The organism is Streptomyces sp. NPDC093598 (assembly GCF_044764825.1).
GTDB lineage: Bacteria > Actinomycetota > Actinomycetes > Streptomycetales > Streptomycetaceae > Streptomyces.
The window spans coordinates 846,663-867,907 of the sequence record NZ_JBIWIV010000001.1 but is presented as its reverse complement, the minus strand read 5'-3'; the positions used below and the strand labels follow the sequence as shown (position 1 = coordinate 867,907).

Here is a 21,245-nt window from a genome sequence, read left to right as displayed (position 1 = left end):
CTACGTCCTGCGGTCAGCGCGACCATAGGAGGGGTCGTGAGGGCGGTCAAGGGATCGCACACGAATGGCGTATCTGCCACAGGTCGGACCAATGTCGACGTGACTGGCGGAAGTTGACGGCTTATCAGGGCAGGCCCGGCACCGGGTACCGCCAGAGGTGGGACGTGGGACGTCCGGGGCGCGTACGATGCGGCGCATGTCCGAGGAGCCCAGGACCAGCCGGATACAGCGCCAGGTCGTCCAGCTCATCCTCGACCGCAGACTCACCGCCGGTGCGCCGCTGCCCACCGAGGCCGAACTGATGGAGGCCCTCGGCGTCAGCCGCAACTCCGTCCGCGAGGCGCTCAAGGCCCTCCAGGCCCTCGACATCGTCGAGATCAGACACGGCTACGGCACCTACGTCGGCCAGGCCTCCCTCGCGCCGCTCGTCGACGGCCTGACCTTCCGTACCCTGGCCCGTCACGACGACGACACCGGCGCCCTCGCCGAGATCCTCCAGGTCCGCGAGGTGCTGGAGGAGGGCCTGATCCGCCGGGTCGCCACGACGGCCACCGAGGCGGAACTGGACCAGCTGGAGGACGTGGTCAGCCGCATGGAGGCCGCGCGCGGCACGGGCCGATCCTTCCCCGAACTCGACCGCGAGTTTCACGAAATCCTCTACGCGTCCCTCGGCAACGCCCTCGTCTCCCAGCTCCTCGCCGCGTTCTGGACGGTATTCCGCCGGGTCTCCGGCGCCCGCGGCCGGCCCGACGACCCGGCTCCCGAGATCACCGTCCGCCGCCACCGTGACATCGTCACGGCGTTGCGGGCGCGGGACGTCGAGGGGGCGCAGCGGGCGATGGCGGTGCACTTCCGGGGGATCGAGGCGCGGGCGGGCCGGGAGTCGCGGGGCGTGGGGTGATTCCGCCACCGGGCGGGCGAACCCGGAGCATGATGAGGACGTGAGCGAGCTGTGGAGCGAGAGCGACACCGGCGTCCTGCGCCTGCCGTCCGGCCGGCTGATCCGGGGCCGGGGCCTTCGCCGCCCCTTGGACCCGGCCGCGCCCCTTCCCTCCTACGGTGTCTACCTGCTCGGCCGACGGCCGCCCGAGGTCTCCTGGGAGTCGGGTTGGATCCGCTGGCCCGACTTCCGCCTCCCGTCGGACCGGGCCGCCGCCCGCGCGGTGCTGGCCGACGTATGGGAACGGGCCGCCGGTGAGCGGGTGGAGATCGCCTGCGGCGGCGGACGCGGCCGCACGGGGACGGCCCTGGCCTGCCTGGCGGTGCTGGACGGGGTGCCGGGGGAGGAGGCGGTGGCGTACGTCCGTCGGCACTACGACCGGCACGCGGTGGAGACGCCCTGGCAGCGGCGGTACGTGCGCCGGTTCGGCGAGGGCTGAGCCCCTCCTTCGGCCCGGCACCTCATACCTTGGTCGCGCCGCCGTAGACCGACGGCCGACAGCGGATTCGGTGCCCCGCTCGGCACAGTGGGCGGCATGGAAGAGACCACGGGGACCAAGCGGGCGAAGGGGATCAGCCGGGCGCAGTTCCTGGCCGGAGCCGCGGCGGTGGGGGCCGCCGGGATGCTGGCATCGGCCGGACAGGCCCGGGCCACGGAAGCCGGGCCCGGCAGGGGGCTGCGCCGGCGGGGCGTCGTCTACACCGTCGGAGCGGGGGAGACGCCGGGTACAGCCTGGAGTGCGCGCCGGATGCGGGCCGATGTGCGGGCCATCCGCGACGACCTGCACGCCGACACCGTCGACGTCACCGGCGACGGCGTCGAACGCCTCACGAAGACCGCCGCCGAAGCCGCCGAGCGTGGGCTGCACGTCTGGCTGCAGCCGACCCTCGGGGACGCCCCGCAGCGGGACATCCTGGAGCACATCGCCGAGACCGGGCGGTTCGCGGAGCGGCTGCGGCGGCAGGGCGCGAGTGTCGACTTCAGCGTCGGCTGCGAGTTCTGGCTGTTCGTCCCCGGCATCCTGCCGGGGGAGACGGTGCTGGAGCGCATCGAGAACCTCCAGAACGGCACCGTCGACTGGCCGCACATGCGGCGGCGTCTCGCCGAGTTCACCGCGAAAGCCGCGAAGGTCGGCCGCTCCGTCTTCCGGGGGAACCTCAGCTATGCCGCAGCCCAGAGCATCGACGCGCCGGACTGGAACCTCTTCGACATCGTCGGCATCGACTACTACTCGTACTTCGACAAGCGGTCCGACTACGTCCGGGAGCTGAAGCAGTACCTGCGCTGGGGCAAGCCGCTCGCCATCACCGAGTTCGGCACGTGCGCCTATGTCGGTGCGCCCGAGACCGGCGGCATGGGCTGGGACATCGTCGACTACGACAAGGAGCCGCCGGAGATCAAGGGGAACCCGGTCCGCAGCGAGCGCGTCCAGGCCGACTACGTGGGCGGGTTGCTGGACGTCTTCGAGTCGATGGGCCTGTACGCGGCGATGACCTTCGAGTTCATCAGCGCGGACGCCCCGCACCGCCCGGACGAGCCGCGTCTCGACCTCGACCTGGCGGCGTACGCCATCACCAAGGTCGTCAAGGCCCGTCCGGACGATCCCGCCTCCGACTGGCACTGGGAGCCGAAGGAGGCGTTCCGCGCGGTGGCCCGCCGATACGGGGCGGCGGGCCACCGCACTCCTCAGCCGCAGTAGAGGTCGGCGGCGGGCCGTGCGCCGGTGGCCAGGAAACGGGACACCGTCCGGTCGCCGCAGGCGTTGCCGTTGGCGAGATAGGCGTCATGGCCGGTGGAGTTCACGGTGACCATGACGGCCCGGTCGCCGAGGGCCCGGCGCAGCTTCCGGGCCCCCGCGAGCGGGGTGGCGACATCCCGCTCGTTCTGCACGAGCAGGATGTCGGAGGGTCCCCGGTCGGTGACCCGCATGGCCGGCTCCCTCGGCTCGTACGGCCAGGCCGCGCACACCATCGGCCCGCGCGGCATGCCCGCGGTCAGCGGGTGGGCGGCCCGGCTCTCGTCGACGCCCTTCTGGTACGCGGCGGCCGAGTCGGGCCAGTCGACGTCGTTGCAGATGGTGCCGACGCCGACCGCGGTGACGTTCTGGAGGACCGGCTCGGGCGGGGCCTCGGGCGGGGGCGGCACGGTGCCCTTGCGGGCGGCCCGGACGGCCTCGGCCAGGGTCGGGTAGTCGTCGGGGTCGTAGAGGCTGGACAGCATGGTCTGGCGGAGCGCGTTGCCGTCCAGCCGCGGCGGGTTGGCGCCGGGCCAGGGGAGGGGGTCGCGGTCCAGCCGGGCGGCGAGACGCAGGAAGCCGGAGCGCACCTCGGCGGGCGTACGGGCGATCCGGTGCGGATTCCCGGGCCGGGACGCCCACTTGGCGAACTCGGGGAAGTTGTCCTCGACACCGACCTCGAAGGAGGCGAGCCAGTTGCGGGTCACGCGGGTGGGGTCGGGATCGTTGTTGCTGTCCAGCACGATGCGGTCGGTGCGGTGCGGGAACAGCGAGCTGTAGACGGCACCGACGTACGTGCCGTACGAGACGCCCCACGCGGAGATCTTCGCCTCGCCGAGGGCGGCCCGGACGCGGTCCAGGTCGCGGGCCTCGTTGGCGGTGCTGATGTGCCGGATCAGCTCACCGCCGTTGCGGGCACAGGCCGTTGCGGTACGCCGGGCGGTGGCCATGTTCTCGCCGACGGAACCGTCCGGGGCCGGCCAGGGCAGCAGTTTGGTCGCGCCGATGTCGGCGGGGTCGAGCCGGCAGTCGACCGCGGTGGAGGGCGCCATCCCGCGCGGCGCGAACCCGACGAGGTCGTAGGCGTCCCGCACCTTCTGCGGCAGCTTCTGCCCCTTGCCGGACGGGTCGGCGAGACTGACCCCGCCGGGACCGCCCGGGATGAGTAACAGCGTGCCTCGCCGCGCGGACGGCTTCTCACTGGGAATCCGGGAGACGGCGATCCGGATCTCGGGGCTGTCGGGATCGGAGTAGTCCATGGGGACGCCGACGGTGGCACACTGCTGTCTCGGATCGAGCCCGGAGCCCTCGCACGCGCCCCACTCGATCCTCTCCCCACCGGCCGCGGACGCCTCACCGGGCCCGGCGAGCCCGAGTACGACCCCGGCGGCGGCGAGCAGTGCCGCATATCTCGTGATCTGCTTCATACCCAGCAGCCTGACCGACCCCGACGGACGACCACATCCGGGTAACTGCCTTTTGTATGCGGGGGATTACCCCAAGCCGGGAGGGGGGCGAGCGAGAGGTCAGCGCCAGTAGTCGTTCGCGGCCGCGATGGTGGCGAACTCGACGGCCACCACGTGCCCGATCGCGATCCGCGAGTTCGGGTCCTCGGCGAACACCGGGCGCAGCTTGCCCCGCACCTCGTCGTCCGGCTGCGTCGCCTTGATCACCAGGCGGGCCATTTTCAGGGCCAGCTCCCGCCCTTCCTCAGGCGTGGCCGTGACCAGACTGTTGTTCGGGACGAGTGCCATGTGAGTACTCCGCTGTGTGCGAAACGGGCCGTCCTCGCCATCGTCGCAGTGCCGGACCCGTCCCGCCCGTCTCCTGGGCTGTGCAGGTCACGGACACCTGGTCTCGCTGGCCTCAGTGCTGTGGGCACGCCGGGGGCCGCAGCATGAAGATGTCGATCGCGTCCTGGGTTTCCACCGTGAAGCCGTGGCGTTCGTAGAGGTGACGGGCCGGGCTGCCCTGGAGGACGTTCAGGCGGACGAGGTCGCCGGTGGAGTCCGTCCTGTCCAGCAGGGTGCACAGGACCGCCGAACCCACGCCCCGGCCCTGGAGCGCCGGGGCGAGGTAGAAGTGCTCCAGCCAGTGGCCGGTCCCGGACGGGCGCAGTGTGACGCTGCCCGCGAAGGTGCCGGCGGTCGTGATGACCGACGTGTGCCGCGGGGAGAAGCCGTCCCGGAGGCGCTGCCTGACCCGATGTTCGTCGTAGCGACCCAGTCGCTCCAGATCCGGGCGCATCACCACGGCCCGTAGTTCCGCGATCGCCTCGACATCCGCCGGTCGCGCGGGGCGCATGCCCCATTCCGGCTCCGAATGCTGCCCCTGTGATGTGTGCACGGCTGGATTGTCTCAACGGACCGTCGGCACACCGTTTACCGGCATCGGCTTTCCGTGAACCGCTCGCCGATCACGCCGGTTTGCCGCACCCCGCGCCGAACCCCTTTGTGCTGCACCGCAGTTGTACGGCACAGACCCTTCCCGAGTATAGACGCGGAGCGTGACCGCGGAGATGCGAAGAGTGAAACCGTGAAAGGAAGGGGAGCACGGTGGAGGCACGGCATTCGGCGCTCCACGCCGAAGAAACGGAGGACGCGGTGAAAGAATTGCGGGCAGAACTCGCCAAGGCCGGAATGATCCTGCCCTCAGTGGGACTCGAGCCGGTAAGTCTTGCGCGGGAAGCGCCCTGCCCGCTCGTGGCACGGGGCCGACGCCCCGTGGAGAGTGCCGGGCGGTTCGCGGCGGTGCCGCGATGAAGCCTCCGGTCGGCGCGTACGTCGTGGACACCCGCAGCGGTCGCATCGGCATCGTGATGGGGCATGAGGGGCCCTACGTGCAGCTGAGGCCGTACGGCGGCGGCAAGGAGTGGGACGCCGACCCCGGAGCCGTCCGGCACGCCACCCCGGCCGAGCGGCTGCGCGCGGCGACCGCGTACGCCAACGCCCGCAGCAGGGGCGAGGTCCCTTGACGTGACGACCCTGCCAGAATGGCTCCATGAGTCTGTTCCGCGACGACGGCATCGTGCTGCGCACCCAGAAACTGGGTGAGGCGGACCGGATCATCACGCTGCTCACGCGCGGTCACGGACGGGTACGCGCGGTGGCCCGGGGCGTGCGCCGGACGAAGTCGAAGTTCGGGGCGCGCCTCGAGCCGTTCTCCCATGTCGACGTGCAGTTCTTCGCCAAGGGGAGCGAACTGGTCGGGCGGGGTCTGCCGCTGTGCACCCAGAGCGAGACCATCGCGCCGTACGGCGGTGGGATCGTCAGCGACTACGCCCGGTACACGGCCGGGACCGTCATGCTGGAGACCGCGGAGCGGTTCACCGATCATGAGGGCGAGCCGGCCGTGCAGCAGTATCTGCTGCTGGTCGGCGGGCTGCGGACCCTCGCCCGGGGAGAGCACGCGCCGCATCTCGTGCTCGACGCGTTCCTGCTCCGCTCCCTCGCCGTCAACGGCTACGCCCCGAGCTTCACCGACTGCGCGAAGTGCGGGATGCCGGGGCCCAACCGGTTCTTCTCGGTCGCGTCGGGCGGTTCCGTCTGCGTGGACTGCCGGGTGCCCGGCAGCGTCGTACCCTCGCCCCAGGCCCTGGAACTCCTCGGTGCCCTGCTCACGGGAGACTGGGAGACCGCGGACGCGTGCGAGGCGCGCTACGTCCGGGAGGGCAGCGGGCTGGTGTCCGCGTATCTGCACTGGCACATGGAGCGCGGGCTGCGCTCGCTGCGCTACGTCGAGAAGTAAGCCCCTACACAGCAAGCAAGCACGAGGAGACGAGAAACACATGGCCGTACGCGGGATCCTGGGGCGCCAGCGCCGGGAGTACAGGACGCCGGAGCCGCACCCGTCCGGCGCACGGCCGCCGAAGCTCGGAGAGCTCGTACCGCGGCATGTGGCGATCGTCATGGACGGCAACGGCCGCTGGGCCAAGGACCGGGGTCTGCCGCGCACCGAGGGGCACAAGGTCGGTGCCGAGCGCGTGCTGGACGTGCTCCAGGGGGCCATCGAGATGGGCGTGGGCGCCATCTCCCTCTACGCCTTCTCCACCGAGAACTGGAAGCGCTCACCGGACGAGGTGCGCTTCCTGATGAACTTCAACCGGGACTTCATCCGCAAGACCCGCGACCAGCTCGACGAGCTGGGCATCCGGGTGCGCTGGGTGGGCCGGATGCCCAAGCTGTGGCGCTCGGTCGCCAAGGAGCTTCAGGTCGCCCAGGAGCAGACCAAGGGCAACGACCGGCTCACGCTGTACTTCTGCATGAACTACGGCGGACGGGCCGAGATCGCCGACGCGGCGCAGGCGCTGGCCGAGGATGTGAAGAGCGGGAAGCTCGACCCGTCGAAGGTGAACGAGAAGACCTTCGCGAAGTACATGTACTACCCGGACATGCCGGACGTCGACCTGTTCCTGCGGCCCAGCGGCGAGCAGCGCACCTCCAACTACCTGCTCTGGCAGAGCGCCTACGCCGAAATGGTCTTCCAGGACGTGCTGTGGCCGGACTTCGACCGGCGTGACCTGTGGCGGGCCTGCCTGGAGTTCGCCTCGCGGGACCGGCGCTTCGGCGGGGCCATCCCGAACGAGGAACTGCTGGCCATGGAGGGCAAGCAGCCGTAACACGTGAAGGCCCGGCAGCCCCTCCGGGGCAGCCGGGCCGCGGTCGCGGCCATCAAGGGCTGTAGGAGGCTTCCCTCAGGGGCGCGGGGAACTGCGCGAACAGCCCCCACACACCCGCAGCCGGCGACGAGCCCCCACCCCTACGGCGAGGAACAACGGCTCAACCGCCGGAGGCCCCCGCACAGTCGGCACACGTGCCGAAGATCTCCACCGTGTGCGCCACGTTCACATAGCCGTGCTCGGCGGCGATGGCCTCGGCCCACTTCTCCACGGCCGGGCCCTCCACCTCGACGGCCTTGCCGCAACCCCGGCACACGAGGTGGTGGTGATGGTCGTCGGTGGAGCAACGGCGGTAGACGGACTCGCCGTCGGCGGTGCGCAGGACGTCGACCTCGCCGGCGTCGGCGAGGGACTGAAGGGTGCGGTAGACCGTGGTGAGCCCGACCGAGTCGCCCTTGTGCTTGAGCATGTCGTGCAGTTCCTGCGCGCTGCGGAACTCGTCGACCTCCTGAAGGGCCGCCGCCACAGCGGCCCGCTGCTTGGTGGCGCGGCCCTTCACGGACGGTCCAGCGGTCGTCACCGTTGCCTCCCTACGTCTGCCTTGCCCGGGCCATTGTGCCAGCCCGGGGTGGGGGCGGTCAGACGCCGACCTCGTCTGCCGACTCCCGGCTGCCCGGAATCGCGCACTCGGCGGGGTCGGTCGTCGTGTCAGCGGACGCCGCCGCGCGGGCGCGGCGCCGGGCCAGCGGGGCCGCGAGCCCCGTCAGCACGATGAACGCGCCGATGGTGAGCAGCACGATCGTCGCACCGGGCGGCACGTCCTGGTAGTACGAGGTGACGGTGCCGCCGATCGTCACGCTCACGCCGATAGCGACGGCGATCGCGAAGGTGGCGGCGAAGCTGCGGCCGATCTGCTGGGCGGCCGCGACGGGCACCACCATCAGCGCACTGACCAGCAGCAGGCCGACCACGCGCATCGCCACGGTCACCGTGACGGCCGCGGTGATCGCCGTCAGCAGGTTCAGGGCGCGCACCGGCAGGCCGGTCACCCGGGCGAACTCCTCGTCCTGGCTGACCGCGAACAGCTGCCGACGCAGGCCGAGGGTGACCAGGACGACGAACGCGGCCAGCACGCAGATCGCCGTGACGTCCGACTCGGACACGGTCGACAGGGAGCCGAACAGGTACGACGTCAGGTTGGCGTTGGAGCCCGTCGGCGCGAGGTTGATGAACATCACACCGCCGGCCATGCCGCCGTAGAACAGCATCGCCAGGGCGATGTCGCCGCGGGTCCTGCCGTACCAGCGGATCAGCTCCATGAGGACCGCGCCGAGGACGGAGACGAGGGTCGCCATCCACACCGGGGACCAGGTCAGCAGGAAGCCGAGGCCGACGCCGGTCATCGCCACGTGGCCGATGCCGTCGCCCATCAGGGCCTGGCGGCGCTGGACCAGGTAGATCCCCACCGCGGGGGCCGTGATGCCGACCAGGACGGCGGCGAGCAGCGCCCGCTGCATGAAGGCGTAGTCGAGGAAGTCCATCAGCTCAGCAGTCCCGTGCGGATCGGTTCGGCGCCCGCCGGTGCGTGCGGGTGCACGTGGTCGTGGCCGGGCAGGGCGTGCTGTCCCACGGCCTTCGGGGGCGGCCCGTCGTGGACGACGCAGCCGTCGCGCAGGACGACCGCCCGGTCGATCAGGGGCTCCAGGGGGCCCAGTTCGTGCAGCACGAGCAGCACGGTCGTGCCCTGGGAGACCTGCTCCCGGAGCGTGTGCGCGAGGACCTCCTGGCTGGCCAGGTCGACGCCCGCCATCGGCTCGTCCATGATCAGCAGCTCGGGTTCGGAGGCGAGCGCGCGGGCGATCAGGACCCGCTGGTGCTGGCCGCCGGAGAGGGCGTCGACCGAGTCCTTGGCCCGGTCGGCCATGCCGACGAGGTCCAGGGCGCGTCGTACGGCCGCGTGGTCCGTCTTGCGCAGCACGCCGAAGCGGGCCCGGGACAGGCGGCCCGAGGAGACCACCTCGGTCACCGTGGCGGGCACGCCGCCCGCGGCCGTGGTGCGCTGCGGGACGTAGCCCACGCGGTGCCAGTCGCGGAACCGCCCGCGGTCCGTGCCGAACAGCCGGATCTCACCGGCTCCGGTCTGCACCTGGCCGATGACGCTGCGCACGGCCGTCGACTTGCCCGAGCCGTTCGCACCGAGCAGCGCGACGACCTCGCCGCGGTGCACGGTGAGGTCGATGCCGCGCAGCACGGGGCGCGAGCCCAGGTCCGCGCGGACGCCGCGCAGGGATATGACGGGCTCGGTCATGCCGTCCTCCGGTGGGTCGATCACTTGGCTCCCAGGGCCGTCCGCAGGGCCTTGAGGTTGGCTTCCATGACCTGGAAGTAGTCGTCTCCGCGGGACTGGTCGGTGATGCCCTCGAGCGGGTCGAGGACGTCCGTCTTCAGGTTCGCGTCCCTGGCCAGGGTCTTCGCGGTCTTGTCGGAGACCAGTGTCTCGTAGAAGACGGTGGTGACGCCGTCGGCCTTGGCCTCCTGCTGGAGCTCCCGGACCCGGGCGCCGCTGGGCTCGCTCTCGGGGTCGATGCCGGAGATGGCCTCCTGGGTGAGGCCGTAGCGCTCGGCGAGGTAGCCGAAGGCGGCGTGGTTGGTGAAGAAGACCTTGCTCTTGGTGTTCTTCAGGCCGTTCTCGAAGTCGCTGTCCAGGCCCTTCAGCTTGGTGACCAGGGCCTCGGTGTTCTTCTTGTAGTCGGCCGCGTGGTCCGGGTCGGCCTTCTCGAAGGCCTTGCCGACGCCCTGGGCGATCTCGGCGTACTTCACCGGGTCGAGCCAGACGTGCGGGTCGCGGCCGTGCTCCTCCTCCTCGGAGTGGCCTTCCTCCTCGGAGTGGCCCTCCTCGCCCTCGTGGGTGTGGCCGCCGGTGCCGTGGTCCTCGAGGTGGGTCAGCGTGGCCGCGTCGATCTTCGTCTTGATGCCGGTCTGGCCGACGGCCTCGTCGACGGCGGGCTGGAGGCCCTTGAGGTAGAGCGCCGCGTCGGCCTCCTCCAGCTGCGCGCGCTGCTTGGTGCTGATCTCCAGGTCGTGCGGCTCCTGGCCGGGCTCGGTCAGGCTGGTGACGTTCGCGTGGTCGCCGCCGATCTGCTCGGCGAGGAACGCCATCGGGTAGAACGACGCGACGACGTCGAACTTGTCCGTGTTGCCCGAGGCCGCGCTGTCGCTGGAGCAGGCGGTCAGGGCGCCGAGGCCGAGAGCGGAGGCCAGGGCGGCGGGTATGAGGCGTCGTCGTACGTTCATGACACTCATTTTCAACAAATATGGAAACCGTTGTCAACAAACCGCCTGAGCAGGGCCTTGAGGGAGCCGGAGGGGGAGCGATTTGATTGAGGGGGCGTCCCCGCCGGTAACCTGAAGCATTCGCTGGAAGCATCTCGCTTCGTCGCCCGTCGTCGTAATGAAGAGAGCACCGTGGCCGCCGACAAGATCGACACCATCGTCAGCCTGAGCAAGCGCCGTGGCTTCGTATTCCCCTGTAGTGAGATCTACGGCGGCCAGCGCGCCGCTTGGGACTACGGCCCCCTCGGTGTCGAGCTCAAGGAGAACCTCAAGCGCCAGTGGTGGCGCTACATGGTGACGTCGCGCGAGGACGTCGTGGGCATCGACTCGTCCGTGATCCTGGCCCCCGAGGTCTGGGTCGCCTCCGGTCACGTCGCCACCTTCACGGACCCGCTGACCGAGTGCACCTCCTGCCACAAGCGGTTCCGCGCGGACCACCTGGAGGAGGCCTACGAGGCCAAGCACAAGCGCCTGCCGGAGAACGGCCTGGCCGACGTCAACTGCCCCAACTGCGGCAACAAGGGCCAGTTCACCGAGCCCAAGCAGTTCTCGGGCCTGCTGTCCACCCACCTCGGCCCGACGCAGGACTCCGGCTCCGTCGCCTACCTGCGCCCCGAGACCGCGCAGGGCATCTTCACCAACTTCTCGCAGGTGCAGACCACCTCGCGCCGCAAGCCGCCGTTCGGCATCGCCCAGATGGGCAAGTCCTTCCGCAACGAGATCACGCCCGGCAACTTCATCTTCCGCACCCGCGAGTTCGAGCAGATGGAGATGGAGTTCTTCGTCAAGCCGGGCGAGGACGAGAAGTGGCAGGAGTACTGGATGGAGCAGCGCTGGAACTGGTACACCGGTCTCGGCCTGCGCGAGGAGAACATGCGGTGGTACGAGCACCCGAAGGAGAAGCTCTCCCACTACTCCAAGCGCACCGCCGACATCGAGTACCGCTTCCAGTTCGGCGGCAGTGAGTGGGGCGAGCTCGAAGGTGTGGCCAACCGCACCGACTACGACCTCGGTGCCCACTCCAAGGCCTCCGGCCAGGACCTCACCTACTTCGACCAGGAGGCCGGCGAGCGCTGGACTCCGTACGTCATCGAGCCCGCGGCCGGTGTCGGCCGCGCGATGCTGGCGTTCCTCCTGGACGCCTACATCGAGGACGAGGCGCCCAACGCCAAGGGCAAGATGGAGAAGCGCACCGTGCTCCGTCTCGACCAGCGCCTCGCCCCGGTGAAGGTCGCGGTGCTGCCGCTGTCCCGCAACCCGGAGCTGTCCCCGAAGGCCAAGGGCCTCGCCCAGGCGCTCCGCCAGAACTGGAACATCGAGTTCGACGACGCCGGCGCCATCGGCCGCCGCTACCGTCGCCAGGACGAGATCGGTACGCCCTTCTGCGTGACCGTCGACTTCGACACGCTCGAGGACAACGCGGTCACCGTCCGCGAGCGCGACTCGATGAAGCAGGAGCGCGTCTCCCTCGACCAGATCGAGGGCTACCTGGCGGCCCGCCTGATCGGCTGCTGATCGCCTTTCGCCGGGGCGCGGTGCCGGGTTCCTCCTCGGAGGGGCCCGGCACCGCCGCGTCTCACAGGTCCACGTGCTGCACCTGCTCCCACAGCGGCGGCGGCATCAGGTGGTCGAGCTTCCGGCCCTCGGAGTTGCCCGTGCCGTGGGTGTTCCCCGCGTCGATGCCGCGCGGGGTCGTTGCCGTCGGCCACCATGTCGTACGGGTACGGCGTTCAGCGCGATGCGGGGGATCGGTCCCGTAGCGCCCGCGCCGATTGGTCCTGTTGCCCGGGCGGGCCCCGCGCCAGGGTGACGTCATGAGCATCGCGTTCCTGCTGACCACCCTGGTCGTCGTCGCCACGCCGGGCACCGGCGTCGTCTACACCCTCGCCGCCGCGCTCTCCCGGGGGCGCCGCGCGAGTGTCGTCGCGGCCGTCGGCTGCACGCTCGGGATCGTGCCGCATCTGCTGGCCACGGTCACCGGCGTCGCCGCGCTGCTGCACGCGAGCGCGACCGCGTTCCAGGTGCTGAAGTACGCGGGGGTCGCCCACCTGCTCTACATGGCGTGGGCGACCGTGCGGGACAAGGAGGCGCTCGTGGTGGAGGAGCGGGAGGCGGCCTCGGAGGTGTCGGCCCGGCGGGTGATCGTGCGCGGGGTGCTGATCAACATCCTCAACCCCAAGCTGACGATCTTCTTCTTCGCGTTCCTGCCGCAGTTCGTCAGCCCCGGGGAGCCGCACACGCTGATGCGGATGGTGGGGCTCGGCGGAGTCTTCATGCTCGCGACCTTCGTGGTGTTCGCCGCGTACGGGGTGCTGGCCGCGTCGGTGCGCCGGCATGTCGTGGGCCGGCCGCGGGTGATGGCCTGGCTGCGGCGGGGTTTCGCGGGGTCGTTCGTGGCGCTGGGGGCGAAGCTGGCGTTCACGGCGCGCTAGGTGCGGATCGCTTCCCCCGGGATGCGCTGACAAGTATCAGCTGACAGATATTGAAATCTGTCAGCTGTCATGGCACGCTGGGGGCATGACGATGCGCACCCGCTCCCTCGGAACCACCGGCCCTCAGGTCTCCGCCCTCGGTCTCGGCTGCATGGGCATGTCCGCGCTGTACGGCGAGGCGGACCGGGCCGAATCCATCGCGACCCTCCACGCGGCGCTCGAAGCGGGCGTCACCCTGCTCGACACCGGCGACTTCTACGGCATGGGCCACAACGAGATGCTGATCGGGGAGGCCCTGCGCGCCGCCCCCGCGGCCCGGCGCGAACAGGCCCTGGTCAGCGTGAAGTTCGGCGCCCTGCGCGGCCCGGACGGCAGCTGGCTGGGCTACGACGGCCGGCCCGCCGCCGTGAAGAACTTCGCCGCGTACTCCCTCCAGCGTCTCGGCGTCGACCACATCGACGTCTACCGCATCGCCCGCCTCGACCCGGACGTGCCGATCGAGGAGACGGTCGGCGCGATCGCGGAACTCGTCGAGAAGGGCTACGTGCGGCACATCGGCCTGAGCGAGGTCGGCGCCGAGACGATCCGCCGGGCGGCGGCCACGGCACCCGTCTCCGACCTCCAGATCGAGTACTCCCTCATATCCCGCGGCATCGAGGACGAGATCCTGCCCACCACCCGTGAGCTGGGCATCGGCATCACGGCGTACGGGGTGCTCTCCCGGGGCCTGATCTCCGGCCACTTCACCGCCGACCGGCAGCTGGGCGCGGGCGACTTCCGGGCGATGTCGCCGCGCTTCCAGGGCGAAAACCTCCGGCACAACCTGAACCTCGTCGAGGCGCTGCGGAAGATCGCCGAGCAGAAGGGGGTGAGCGTCGCGCAGATCGCCATCTCCTGGGTGCTCTCGCGTGGTGAGGACATCGTGCCCCTGGTCGGCGCCCGCCGACGCGACCGGCTCACGGAGGCGCTGGGCGCGCTGGACGTCACGCTGGAACCGGCCGACCTGGCCGCGATCGAGGAGGCCGTACCGGCCGGTGCCGCCGCCGGTGACCGCTACCCGGCGGCCCAGATGGCGCACCTCGAGAGCTGAACCGGGCTCCGGGTACGGTCAGGGGCATGGCACCGACCAGCGAGACTCTGACCGCCGAGCGCATCCTCGAGGCCACCGAGGAGGTGCTGCGCCGCCACGGCCCGGCCAAGGCCACGGTGGTGGATGTGGCCCGCGCGCTCGGCGTCAGCCACGGCAGCGTCTACCGCCACTTCCGGACGAAGGCGGCGCTGCGCGAGGCGGTCACCAAGCGCTGGCTGGACCGCACGTCCGGGGAGCTGTCCGGGATCGCCGCCGCGGACCGCGTCCCGGAGGCCCGGCTGCGGGACTGGCTCACCGCGCTGTTCGCCGCGAAGCGCCGCAAGGCGGGCGAGGACCCGGAGCTGTTCGCCACCTACATGGTCCTCACCGACGAGAACGGTTCGGCGGTGGGTGAGCACATCACCGACCTGGAGTCCCAGCTGACCCGCATCATCCAGGCCGGCGTCGAGGCCGGTGACTTCGCCGCCACCGACGCGGAGGCATCGGCCCGGGCGGTCTTTCAGGCCACGGGCCGCTTCCACGACCCCTGCCACGCGAGGGAGTGGGAGGAGCCGGGAGCCGAGGCCGACTTCGCGGCGGTCGTGGACCTGCTGGTGCAGGGACTGCGGCGAACACCGTAGGGGTGCCCGTCAGCACCGGGTGCGTCCCGGCCGGGACGGGCACAGGATGGAAGCGAGGGGTGGGTCGCCGCGCGGGGGTGCGAAGAAGGGATGGCGATCATGGCTCTCACACTGCGCCCGGGCACTGCGGACGATGCCGCAGAGTGCGGAAGGATCTGCTACGAGGCCTTCGCCGGCGTCGCCGAGGAGCATGCGTTCCCGCCCGACATCCCGAGCCCCGACGTGGGTGTCGCGCTGATCGAGGGAGCCCTGACGCACCCGGGTTTCTACGGTGTCGTCGCCGAGCTCGACGGGCGGATCGTCGGCAGCAACTTCCTCGACGAACGCTCGGCCGTCGTCGGGGTCGGGCCGGTCACCGTCGACCCCACCGTGCAGAACGCGGGAGTGGGCCGCCGTCTGATGCGCGACGTGATGGAGAGGGCCGCCGAGCGCGGGGCACCGGGCATCCGGCTGCTGCAGAGCGGCTACCACAACAGGTCGTTCTCGCTGTACATGAGCATGGGCTTCGCCCACCGGGCCACGGTGGCCTGTGTGCAGGGGCCGCCGATCGGGCGGGCGCTGCCCGGGTACACGGTGCGGGAGGCCACGGACGCGGACCTCGGCGCCTGCAACGACGTGTGCCGGCAGGTCCACGGCGTCGACCGGGGCGGCGAGGTCGCCGACGCGCTCGAACAGGGCACCGCCCGGGTCGTCGAACGCGAGGGACGCGTCACCGGGTACGCCACCGACCTGGCCTTCTTCGCGCATGCCGTGGGCGAGACCGCCCCGGATGTCCAGGCGCTGATCGCTTCGGCACCGCAGTTCGGCGGCCCGGGCATCCTCGTCCCCGCGGAAGACAGCGCGCTGCTCAGGTGGTGCCTGTCCAACGGCCTCAAGGTCGTGCAGCTGATGAGCCTGATGACCATCGGCCTGTACAACCGGCCCGACGGCGCGTACCTGCCCTCGATCCTCTACTAGGGTATCCGGGCCGGCTCAAGCCGCTGTCGGGTCCACCGTCGCCTGGTGAGCCTCCGCCAGGTGTTCCTCCGCCTTCAGCCAGGGCAGGAACTGGGCGCCTCTGCGCCAGCCGCAGGTGTCGCATCTGATCGTGCGCTGCACGCCCGTACGCCGCACCCGCACCACGTGCTCCCGGCCGTGCTGGTCCCAGCGGCTGACCTTGCTCGTGTCGATCTGCGTCATGGCGCCTCCCGCGTCGAGAAAATCCGGCGTTCCGGTCCGCTCGCAGCAAGGAGTGTGCAGCAAGACCAACATCAACAGGGTTTCCCCGGGGACGAGTTCTCAGACGCGGACGGGCCCGATGGACGCGGGGTGCACGACAACATGCCGGTACACGCCGGGAGATGAGCGACGAAGGCCCCTGCTATGGTGCGCCGATGTCATCGATCAGGCAGGTCCAGGTCACCTTCGACTGCGCGGAACCAGAGCGCGTCGCTCGCTTCTGGTGCGAGGTGTTGGGATACGTCGTACCGCCGCCACCGGAGGGGTTCGCCACGTGGGGCGACTTCGATCGGTCTCTGCCCCCCGAGCGGCGGGGTGCCGGGTTCGCCTGCGGCGATCCCTCGGGCGTGGGCCCGCGGCTGTACTTCCAGCGCGTCCCCGAAGGCAAGGTCGTCAAGAACCGGGTGCATCTCGATGTGCGAGTCGGCACCGGGCTCGTGGGTGAAGAGCGCCTCGCCGCGCTCGAAGCCGAGTGCGCGCGACTGGTCGCGCTCGGCGCGACACGCGTGCGGGTGCTGCTCGCCGACGAGTACGACGAGTCGTGCATCGTGATGCAGGACATCGAGGGCAACGAGTTCTGTCTCGACTGAGCATCGTGGGAGACGGCGAAGCAGGAGTCGTCCCTCCTGGGCCCCGCACGGCAGTCGCGAAGGAGGACCCCGCGAGCTCTGAGTCGCGGCGCCCGGCCCGCACCGGCGAACCTCCTGGCCGGCGGCCGTTCCGAGCTCAGCCGCTCGTCCCGACGGCCTGCCGTACCTCCGCCGACTCCAGGCGCTCCGCCGTCCGATCGGCCGTGCGGCGAGCCCACCGTCCGCTGGTCACCGCCCCCAGCGCCAGCACCGCGAACCCGCAGGCCGCCAGGATCCACCAGCCGGGCCGTGCCGCGGACACGAACGTCTCGCGGTACGAGGACGAGCCGACGCCCGAGGCGAGGACCGAGCCCAGCACGGCCACGCCCAGGGTCTGGCCCAGCTGCCGGCTCGTCGAGGCGACCGCGGCGGCCACGCCCGCCTGGGCGCGGGGCATGCCCGAGACCGCCGTGTTGGTGATGGGCGCGTTGACGAACCCGAAGCCGATGCCGAACAGGACGTAGCCGGCGAAGAGCGTGACGTTCGAGGTCTCGGCCTCGAACGCGGCGAAGAGGATGCCGCTCGCCGTCATCGTGCAGCCCGCGATCAGCAGGGGCGGACGGGGGCCGCGCGTGCCCACCAGGCGGCCCGACAGGGGGGCGCACAGGAACGTCGGGACCGCCATGGGCAGCATCCACAGACCCGCCTCCAGGGCGGTCAGGCCGCGCACGTTCTGCAAGTACAGCGTCGACAGGAAGAGGAAGCCGCCGAGCGCGGCGAACGCGCTGACCGCGATGACCGTCGCCCCGCTGAACGGTGCCGAGCGGAAGAAGCGCAGGTCGATCAGCGGTTCCTCGCGGCGCGGTTCGTAGAGGAGCAGTCCCGCCAGGGCGGCAAGGGCGACGACGGCCAGCGGCGCGATGGACCTGAGCGGAAGTCCCGGCGCCTCGATGATGGCGTACGTGAGCGAGCCGAACAGCGCGATCACCAGCACCTGCCCCACCGGGTCGGGGCGGCGGGCGCGAGGCGCGCGGGACTCGGGGACGAAGCGCAGGGTGAGCAGCAGGGCCGCCAGGCCCACCGGCAGGTTGATCCAGAAGATGGAGCGCCAGCCGACGGAGTCGACCAGCAGACCCCCGACCAGCGGGCCGGCGGCCATGGAGATGCCGACGACCGCGCCCCAGGCGCCGATCGCCCGGGCCCGCTCGCGCGGGTCGGTGAAGGTGTTGGTGATGATCGACATGGCGACCGGGTTCAGCATCGAGCCGCCCACCGCCTGCACCATCCGGAACGCGACCAGTGCCTGAAGGTTCGGCGCGAGGGAGCACAGGACCGAACCGATCGTGAAGACGACCAGGCCCGCCATGAAGACCCGCTTGCGGCCGATCCGGTCGGCCGTGGAACCCGCGAGCATCAGCAGCGAGGCGAGGACCAGGGTGTAGGCGTCGATCGTCCACTGGAGGCCCGACGTGCTCGCGTGCAGGTCCTGCTGCATGGACGGCAGAGCCACGTTCAGGACCGTGTTGTCGAGGCTCACGATCAGCAGGCTCATACAGCAGATCGCGAGCACCAGCATGCGGCGGCGAGGGCTGAGCTCGGGCATGCGCTCCATCGTACGCCGACTTCGATAGTGTGGCTAACTAATGAATTTTGCCATCTCATTGCACGGCACAATGGAGGCATGTCCACGCCCCTGCAGATCGGCCCGCACACCGTCCAGCCGCCCGTTGTCCTGGCCCCCATGGCCGGGATCACCAACGCACCCTTCCGCACCCTGTGCCGGGAGTTCAGCGGCGGCAAGGGCCTGTTCGTCAGCGAGATGATCACCACCAGGGCGCTGGTCGAGCGCAACGAGAAGACCATGCAGCTCATTCACTTCGACGCGAGTGAGCGGCCCCGGTCCATCCAGCTGTACGGCGTGGACCCCGCGACCGTCGGCAAGGCCGTCCGCATGATCGCGGAGGAGGACCTCGCCGACCACATCGACCTCAACTTCGGCTGCCCGGTGCCGAAGGTCACCCGCAAGGGCGGCGGCTCCGCGCTGCCGTACAAGCGGAACCTGCTGCGGGCCATCCTGCGCGAGGCCGTCAGCGGCGCCGGCGATCTGCCGGTCACGATGAAGATGCGCAAGGGCATCGACGACGACCACATCACCTTCCTCGACGCCGGCCGGATCGCCGTCGAGGAGGGCGTCACCGCCATCGCCCTGCACGGCCGCACCGCCGCCCAGCACTACGGCGGCACCGCCGACTGGGACGCCATCGCCCGGCTGAAGGAGCACGTGCCGGAGATCCCGGTGCTCGGCAACGGCGACATCTGGTCGGCCGAAGACGCCCTGCGGATGGTGCGCGAGACCGGCTGCGACGGGGTGGTCGTGGGCCGCGGCTGCCTCGGGCGGCCGTGGCTGTTCTCGGACCTGGTCGCAGCCTTCGAGGGCCGCGCCGAGGACATCGCCCGCCCCATCCTGCGCGAGGTCGCCGACGTCATGGTCCGGCACGCCACCCTGCTCGGGGAGTGGATCGGCGACGAGTCCCGGGGCGTGATCGACTTCCGCAAGCACGTCGCCTGGTACCTGAAGGGCTTCGCGGTCGGCTCCGAGATGCGCGGGCGCCTCGCCATCACGTCCTCGCTGGAGGAACTGCGCTCCGGACTGGACGAGCTGGACCTCGACCAGCCCTGGCCCACGGGTGCGGACGGGCCCCGGGGCCGTACGTCCGGCAACAACCGGGTGGTGCTGCCGGACGGCTGGCTGAAGGACCCCTACGACTGCGCCGGGGTCGGTGAGGACGCCGAACTGGACACCTCGGGCGGCTGATCAGCCCTTGGAGGGGTGCGGTGTGGAGCCGAACGCCTTGAGGAAGCGGTCGCGGAACGAGCTCATCTTCCACACGGGCGCGTCGCTGTCGGGCTTGAGGCCCTCCGTCCAGTTCCAGTCGGCGACCTTGTCCAGGACCTTCGGGTCCTTCGCGACGATCGACACCGGCACGTCCCGGGAGGCGCGGTTGCCGCTGACCCGGGCGATGGGCTGGTGGTCGCCGAGGAACACCAGGACGGTGTCGTCGGTGCCGTAGCGCTGAAGCCACTGGGTGAGGCTGGTCACGGAGTACTGGATGGACTTGCCGTACTCCTCACGGGACTTGGTGGTGTCGGTGAGGACGTCCGACGCCTTGTTGCCGGCCTTCTGGATCGCGTCGAAGACCGAGCCGTCGCCGAGTTCGTCCCAGCCGACCATCTCGGGGATGGGCGCCCAGGGCTGGTGGCTGGAGGTCAGGATGACGAACGACATCAGCGGCTTGTCCCGCTTCTTTCCGTGCACCTGACGCTGGAACGCCTCCAGCGCGTACTGGTCGGGCATGGTCGACCAGCTGAACTTCGGTCCCCGGTAGCCCAGGTCGAAGGCGTCGTACAGCTTGTCGAGGCCGTACCACTTCTCCTCCGGCCAGCCCTTCTGCACGCCCGGCATGACGCCGACCGTGTCCCACGCGCCGGTCTTCTGGAACGCCTTGGTGAGGGTGAGGTGGTCGCCGGCGCTGACCGTGCGGTAGCGCCGCTGGTTGTCGATCCACAGGCCGGACATGGTCGTGGAGTGGCCGAGCCAGCTGCTGCCGCCGTACGTCGCCGAGGTCAGCCAGCCGCTGCGGGCGGCGAAGCCGGCCTTCTCCAGGGCCTTGGTGCTCGTGTCGAGGGTCCGGTCGACGCCGGGTGCCATGACGGGGTCCTCGATCGCGCTGCGGCCGTAGCTCTCGATGAACGTGAAGATCACGTCCTTGCCGCGCAGGTCCGGCAGCAGCTCACCGGGCGGGGTGTTGCCGAAGGTGTCCGCCTTCGACTGCTTCACGAACGCCGCCTCGTCGCGCAGCGATTCCACCGTCCGCTGCGCGTGCACCCTGAGGGCCCCGGCCCCGCGCTCGGAGGCGATCGGCCCGCCGAACAGGGTCAGGCCCAGCGCGGAGCAGGTGACCCAGACGGTGCCGGCGATCAGGGCGCCCTTGGTCGCCCGCACCCGGTGCCGGGCCAGTACGGTCGCGAGCCGGATCGCCGCCGCGACCATGACGGCCGCCACGAGCAGCACGAGTGCCACCGCACCGACGGCGGCAGCGGTCGCGACGCCCTCGCCCAGCGTGTCCTCGACGTACGCCTGCGCGTCGGGCAGCAAATCCCAGTCGAGCGCGGCGTTGAAGCCCCGGCCCAGGTACTCGTTGAACCCCATGTCGAGCAGGTTCACCATGGTCAGCGCGGTGAGGCCGAGCCCGTACAGCACCGCCGCCACCAGCCGGGGCCGGCGCGGCAGCGCCAGCACGACGACGGCCCCGATGACCGCCTCGGCCGGGATCCGCGCGAAGCCGGCCGCTTTCAGGGCGGGGAGGGTGTTGGGCAGCAGCAGGGCCCCGAGGACCAGGACGGCGGCGAGGGCGGTGGTCGTCAGGCGGAGCGCGCGGGCCGCTCGGGGGTGACGGGTGCGCCAGGTGCGCAGACGGGTGAGGCGTGTCCCGGCGCCGGCGCTCTCCGCCTCCTCCGTGACGGCCTCCTCCGTGACGGCCTCCTCCGTGACGACCTCCTCCGTGACGACCTCCTCCGGGACGTCCGCCTTCTCGTCACGCTCCGGCTCGGGCCCGGCCCCGGACCTGCCGTCGCCCGGCCGCGACGACTGGTGGAAGCGTGTGAAGACAGGCACCCGGAGGTCCTTCCC

The 21,245-nt window shown here is 70.9% G+C and carries 24 protein-coding genes; 13 read left to right on the top strand and 11 right to left on the bottom strand.

Annotation, left to right across the window (positions count from 1 at the left end; all coding sequences use genetic code 11):
• Nucleotides 1-187: 187 nt before the first annotated feature.
• The 3 genes from ACIRDU_RS04060 to ACIRDU_RS04050 all read left to right on the top strand — a co-directional run bounded on the left by ACIRDU_RS04060 (nucleotide 188) and on the right by ACIRDU_RS04050 (nucleotide 2,639).
• Complete coding sequence (locus ACIRDU_RS04060; RefSeq protein ID WP_403574070.1) at nucleotides 188-901, top strand: FadR/GntR family transcriptional regulator; 714 nt, start codon at nucleotides 188-190, stop codon at nucleotides 899-901.
• Between the two features lie 40 nt (nucleotides 902-941).
• Nucleotides 942-1,379, top strand: coding sequence for a protein phosphatase (locus ACIRDU_RS04055; protein WP_403574067.1), 438 nt, complete (start codon nucleotides 942-944; stop codon nucleotides 1,377-1,379).
• Nucleotides 1,380-1,475: 96 nt separating this feature from the next.
• Nucleotides 1,476-2,639: an abortive phage infection protein gene (locus tag ACIRDU_RS04050; RefSeq protein ID WP_403574064.1), complete on the top strand. Its 1,164-nt coding sequence runs from the start codon at nucleotides 1,476-1,478 to the stop codon at nucleotides 2,637-2,639.
• Here ACIRDU_RS04050 and ACIRDU_RS04045 read toward each other — a convergent pair.
• The 3 genes from ACIRDU_RS04045 to ACIRDU_RS04035 all read right to left on the bottom strand — a co-directional run bounded on the left by ACIRDU_RS04045 (nucleotide 2,627) and on the right by ACIRDU_RS04035 (nucleotide 4,979).
• On the bottom strand, nucleotides 2,627-4,102 hold the full coding sequence (locus tag ACIRDU_RS04045) for an alpha/beta hydrolase (RefSeq protein ID WP_403574061.1): 1,476 nt from the start codon (nucleotides 4,100-4,102) through the stop codon (nucleotides 2,627-2,629). The genes ACIRDU_RS04050 and ACIRDU_RS04045 overlap by 13 nt on opposite strands.
• A 99-nt stretch (nucleotides 4,103-4,201) precedes the next feature.
• Entirely contained in the window at nucleotides 4,202-4,429 is a 228-nt protein-coding gene (locus ACIRDU_RS04040; RefSeq protein WP_403574058.1) for a hexameric tyrosine-coordinated heme protein, read from the bottom strand.
• Nucleotides 4,430-4,541: 112 nt separating this feature from the next.
• Entirely contained in the window at nucleotides 4,542-4,979 is a 438-nt protein-coding gene (locus tag ACIRDU_RS04035; protein ID WP_403574055.1) for a GNAT family N-acetyltransferase, read from the bottom strand.
• A 454-nt stretch (nucleotides 4,980-5,433) separates the two neighbouring features.
• Here ACIRDU_RS04035 and ACIRDU_RS04030 point away from each other — a divergent pair, with 454 nt between their 5' ends.
• Genes ACIRDU_RS04030 through ACIRDU_RS04020 form a run of 3 tightly spaced genes read left to right on the top strand, consistent with a single transcriptional unit; the run spans nucleotide 5,434 to nucleotide 7,293 of the window.
• The gene (locus ACIRDU_RS04030; protein WP_086599578.1) at nucleotides 5,434-5,649 is read left to right on the top strand and encodes a hypothetical protein; all 216 of its coding nucleotides are present in this window, start codon (nucleotides 5,434-5,436) and stop codon (nucleotides 5,647-5,649) included.
• 26 nt (nucleotides 5,650-5,675) lie between these two features.
• Nucleotides 5,676-6,422 (top strand): DNA repair protein RecO, encoded by a 747-nt coding sequence (gene recO, locus ACIRDU_RS04025; protein ID WP_003990109.1) that lies wholly within the window; start codon nucleotides 5,676-5,678, stop codon nucleotides 6,420-6,422.
• A gap of 40 nt (nucleotides 6,423-6,462) precedes the next feature.
• On the top strand, nucleotides 6,463-7,293 hold the full coding sequence (locus ACIRDU_RS04020) for an isoprenyl transferase (protein ID WP_403574050.1): 831 nt from the start codon (nucleotides 6,463-6,465) through the stop codon (nucleotides 7,291-7,293).
• A gap of 160 nt (nucleotides 7,294-7,453) precedes the next feature.
• On the opposite strand, the gene ACIRDU_RS04015 is transcribed toward ACIRDU_RS04020, so the two are convergent.
• The 4 genes from ACIRDU_RS04015 to ACIRDU_RS04000 are packed head-to-tail and all read right to left on the bottom strand — an operon-like array spanning nucleotide 7,454 to nucleotide 10,587.
• The gene (locus ACIRDU_RS04015; RefSeq protein WP_363118709.1) at nucleotides 7,454-7,873 is read right to left on the bottom strand and encodes a transcriptional repressor; all 420 of its coding nucleotides are present in this window, start codon (nucleotides 7,871-7,873) and stop codon (nucleotides 7,454-7,456) included.
• Nucleotides 7,874-7,931: 58 nt separating this feature from the next.
• A complete protein-coding gene (locus ACIRDU_RS04010) occupies nucleotides 7,932-8,834 on the bottom strand; it encodes a metal ABC transporter permease (protein ID WP_403574047.1) in 903 nt (300 codons plus the stop codon).
• A complete protein-coding gene (locus ACIRDU_RS04005) occupies nucleotides 8,834-9,601 on the bottom strand; it encodes a metal ABC transporter ATP-binding protein (protein ID WP_403574044.1) in 768 nt (255 codons plus the stop codon). The genes ACIRDU_RS04010 and ACIRDU_RS04005 overlap by 1 nt, the downstream gene beginning before the upstream one ends.
• Nucleotides 9,602-9,621: 20 nt before the next feature.
• Nucleotides 9,622-10,587 carry a metal ABC transporter substrate-binding protein gene (locus ACIRDU_RS04000; protein ID WP_403574042.1) on the bottom strand — a complete coding sequence of 322 codons (966 nt, stop codon included), beginning with the start codon at nucleotides 10,585-10,587 and terminating at the stop codon, nucleotides 9,622-9,624.
• 171 nt (nucleotides 10,588-10,758) lie between these two features.
• Between ACIRDU_RS04000 and ACIRDU_RS03995 the strand changes: the two genes are divergently transcribed.
• Nucleotides 10,759-12,141: a glycine--tRNA ligase gene (locus ACIRDU_RS03995; RefSeq protein WP_403574041.1), complete on the top strand. Its 1,383-nt coding sequence runs from the start codon at nucleotides 10,759-10,761 to the stop codon at nucleotides 12,139-12,141.
• Nucleotides 12,142-12,202: 61 nt separating this feature from the next.
• Here ACIRDU_RS03995 and ACIRDU_RS03990 read toward each other — a convergent pair whose 3' ends face one another.
• A complete protein-coding gene (locus ACIRDU_RS03990; protein ID WP_403574038.1) occupies nucleotides 12,203-12,442 on the bottom strand; it encodes a hypothetical protein in 240 nt (79 codons plus the stop codon).
• Here ACIRDU_RS03990 and ACIRDU_RS03985 point away from each other — a divergent pair.
• The 4 genes from ACIRDU_RS03985 (at nucleotide 12,441) to ACIRDU_RS03970 (ending at nucleotide 15,725) form a co-directional block, all read left to right on the top strand.
• Nucleotides 12,441-13,058 carry a LysE family translocator gene (locus tag ACIRDU_RS03985; RefSeq protein ID WP_403574035.1) on the top strand — a complete coding sequence of 206 codons (618 nt, stop codon included), beginning with the start codon at nucleotides 12,441-12,443 and terminating at the stop codon, nucleotides 13,056-13,058. The genes ACIRDU_RS03990 and ACIRDU_RS03985 overlap by 2 nt on opposite strands.
• An 85-nt stretch (nucleotides 13,059-13,143) precedes the next feature.
• Nucleotides 13,144-14,148 carry an aldo/keto reductase gene (locus ACIRDU_RS03980; protein ID WP_403574032.1) on the top strand — a complete coding sequence of 335 codons (1,005 nt, stop codon included), beginning with the start codon at nucleotides 13,144-13,146 and terminating at the stop codon, nucleotides 14,146-14,148.
• Between the two features lie 26 nt (nucleotides 14,149-14,174).
• Nucleotides 14,175-14,768 carry a TetR family transcriptional regulator gene (locus ACIRDU_RS03975; RefSeq protein WP_403574029.1) on the top strand — a complete coding sequence of 198 codons (594 nt, stop codon included), beginning with the start codon at nucleotides 14,175-14,177 and terminating at the stop codon, nucleotides 14,766-14,768.
• A 99-nt stretch (nucleotides 14,769-14,867) separates the two neighbouring features.
• Complete coding sequence (locus ACIRDU_RS03970) at nucleotides 14,868-15,725, top strand: GNAT family N-acetyltransferase (protein ID WP_403574026.1); 858 nt, start codon at nucleotides 14,868-14,870, stop codon at nucleotides 15,723-15,725.
• 15 nt (nucleotides 15,726-15,740) lie between these two features.
• Here the strand turns inward: ACIRDU_RS03970 and ACIRDU_RS03965 are convergent, their stop codons facing one another.
• The gene (locus tag ACIRDU_RS03965) at nucleotides 15,741-15,947 is read right to left on the bottom strand and encodes a hypothetical protein (RefSeq protein ID WP_356524717.1); all 207 of its coding nucleotides are present in this window, start codon (nucleotides 15,945-15,947) and stop codon (nucleotides 15,741-15,743) included.
• A 194-nt stretch (nucleotides 15,948-16,141) separates the two neighbouring features.
• Here ACIRDU_RS03965 and ACIRDU_RS03960 point away from each other — a divergent pair, with 194 nt between their 5' ends.
• Complete coding sequence (locus ACIRDU_RS03960; protein WP_403575138.1) at nucleotides 16,142-16,576, top strand: VOC family protein; 435 nt, start codon at nucleotides 16,142-16,144, stop codon at nucleotides 16,574-16,576.
• 136 nt (nucleotides 16,577-16,712) lie between these two features.
• Here ACIRDU_RS03960 and ACIRDU_RS03955 read toward each other — a convergent pair whose 3' ends face one another.
• A complete protein-coding gene (locus ACIRDU_RS03955) occupies nucleotides 16,713-18,158 on the bottom strand; it encodes an MFS transporter (RefSeq protein WP_403574023.1) in 1,446 nt (481 codons plus the stop codon).
• A 78-nt stretch (nucleotides 18,159-18,236) separates the two neighbouring features.
• Between ACIRDU_RS03955 and dusB the strand changes: the two genes are divergently transcribed.
• Nucleotides 18,237-19,370 carry a tRNA dihydrouridine synthase DusB gene (gene dusB / locus ACIRDU_RS03950; RefSeq protein WP_403574020.1) on the top strand — a complete coding sequence of 378 codons (1,134 nt, stop codon included), beginning with the start codon at nucleotides 18,237-18,239 and terminating at the stop codon, nucleotides 19,368-19,370.
• Here dusB and ACIRDU_RS03945 read toward each other — a convergent pair whose 3' ends face one another.
• Nucleotides 19,371-21,230 carry a sulfatase-like hydrolase/transferase gene (locus ACIRDU_RS03945; RefSeq protein WP_403574017.1) on the bottom strand — a complete coding sequence of 620 codons (1,860 nt, stop codon included), beginning with the start codon at nucleotides 21,228-21,230 and terminating at the stop codon, nucleotides 19,371-19,373.
• Nucleotides 21,231-21,245: the final 15 nt, after the last annotated feature.

Excerpts from the sequence above, each read along its gene's own strand:
- ACIRDU_RS04060 (WP_403574070.1), top strand. The coding sequence starts at position 188 with ATGCGGCGCATGTCCGAGGAGCCCAGGACCAGCCGGATACAGCGCCAG.
- ACIRDU_RS04050 (WP_403574064.1), top strand. The coding sequence starts at position 1,476 with ATGGAAGAGACCACGGGGACCAAGCGGGCGAAGGGGATCAGCCGGGCG.
- ACIRDU_RS04045 (WP_403574061.1), bottom strand. The coding sequence starts at position 4,102 with ATGAAGCAGATCACGAGATATGCGGCACTGCTCGCCGCCGCCGGGGTC.
- ACIRDU_RS04040 (WP_403574058.1), bottom strand. The coding sequence starts at position 4,429 with ATGGCACTCGTCCCGAACAACAGTCTGGTCACGGCCACGCCTGAGGAA.
- ACIRDU_RS04035 (WP_403574055.1), bottom strand. The coding sequence starts at position 4,979 with ATGCGCCCCGCGCGACCGGCGGATGTCGAGGCGATCGCGGAACTACGG.
- ACIRDU_RS04030 (WP_086599578.1), top strand. The coding sequence starts at position 5,434 with ATGAAGCCTCCGGTCGGCGCGTACGTCGTGGACACCCGCAGCGGTCGC.
- recO (WP_003990109.1), top strand. The coding sequence starts at position 5,676 with ATGAGTCTGTTCCGCGACGACGGCATCGTGCTGCGCACCCAGAAACTG.
- ACIRDU_RS04020 (WP_403574050.1), top strand. The coding sequence starts at position 6,463 with ATGGCCGTACGCGGGATCCTGGGGCGCCAGCGCCGGGAGTACAGGACG.
- ACIRDU_RS04010 (WP_403574047.1), bottom strand. The coding sequence starts at position 8,834 with ATGGACTTCCTCGACTACGCCTTCATGCAGCGGGCGCTGCTCGCCGCC.
- ACIRDU_RS04005 (WP_403574044.1), bottom strand. The coding sequence starts at position 9,601 with ATGACCGAGCCCGTCATATCCCTGCGCGGCGTCCGCGCGGACCTGGGC.
- ACIRDU_RS04000 (WP_403574042.1), bottom strand. The coding sequence starts at position 10,587 with ATGAACGTACGACGACGCCTCATACCCGCCGCCCTGGCCTCCGCTCTC.
- ACIRDU_RS03985 (WP_403574035.1), top strand. The coding sequence starts at position 12,441 with ATGAGCATCGCGTTCCTGCTGACCACCCTGGTCGTCGTCGCCACGCCG.
- ACIRDU_RS03990 (WP_403574038.1), bottom strand. The coding sequence starts at position 12,442 with ATGACGTCACCCTGGCGCGGGGCCCGCCCGGGCAACAGGACCAATCGG.
- ACIRDU_RS03980 (WP_403574032.1), top strand. The coding sequence starts at position 13,144 with ATGACGATGCGCACCCGCTCCCTCGGAACCACCGGCCCTCAGGTCTCC.
- ACIRDU_RS03975 (WP_403574029.1), top strand. The coding sequence starts at position 14,175 with ATGGCACCGACCAGCGAGACTCTGACCGCCGAGCGCATCCTCGAGGCC.
- ACIRDU_RS03970 (WP_403574026.1), top strand. The coding sequence starts at position 14,868 with ATGGCTCTCACACTGCGCCCGGGCACTGCGGACGATGCCGCAGAGTGC.
- ACIRDU_RS03965 (WP_356524717.1), bottom strand. The coding sequence starts at position 15,947 with ATGACGCAGATCGACACGAGCAAGGTCAGCCGCTGGGACCAGCACGGC.
- ACIRDU_RS03960 (WP_403575138.1), top strand. The coding sequence starts at position 16,142 with ATGTCATCGATCAGGCAGGTCCAGGTCACCTTCGACTGCGCGGAACCA.
- ACIRDU_RS03955 (WP_403574023.1), bottom strand. The coding sequence starts at position 18,158 with ATGCCCGAGCTCAGCCCTCGCCGCCGCATGCTGGTGCTCGCGATCTGC.
- dusB (WP_403574020.1), top strand. The coding sequence starts at position 18,237 with ATGTCCACGCCCCTGCAGATCGGCCCGCACACCGTCCAGCCGCCCGTT.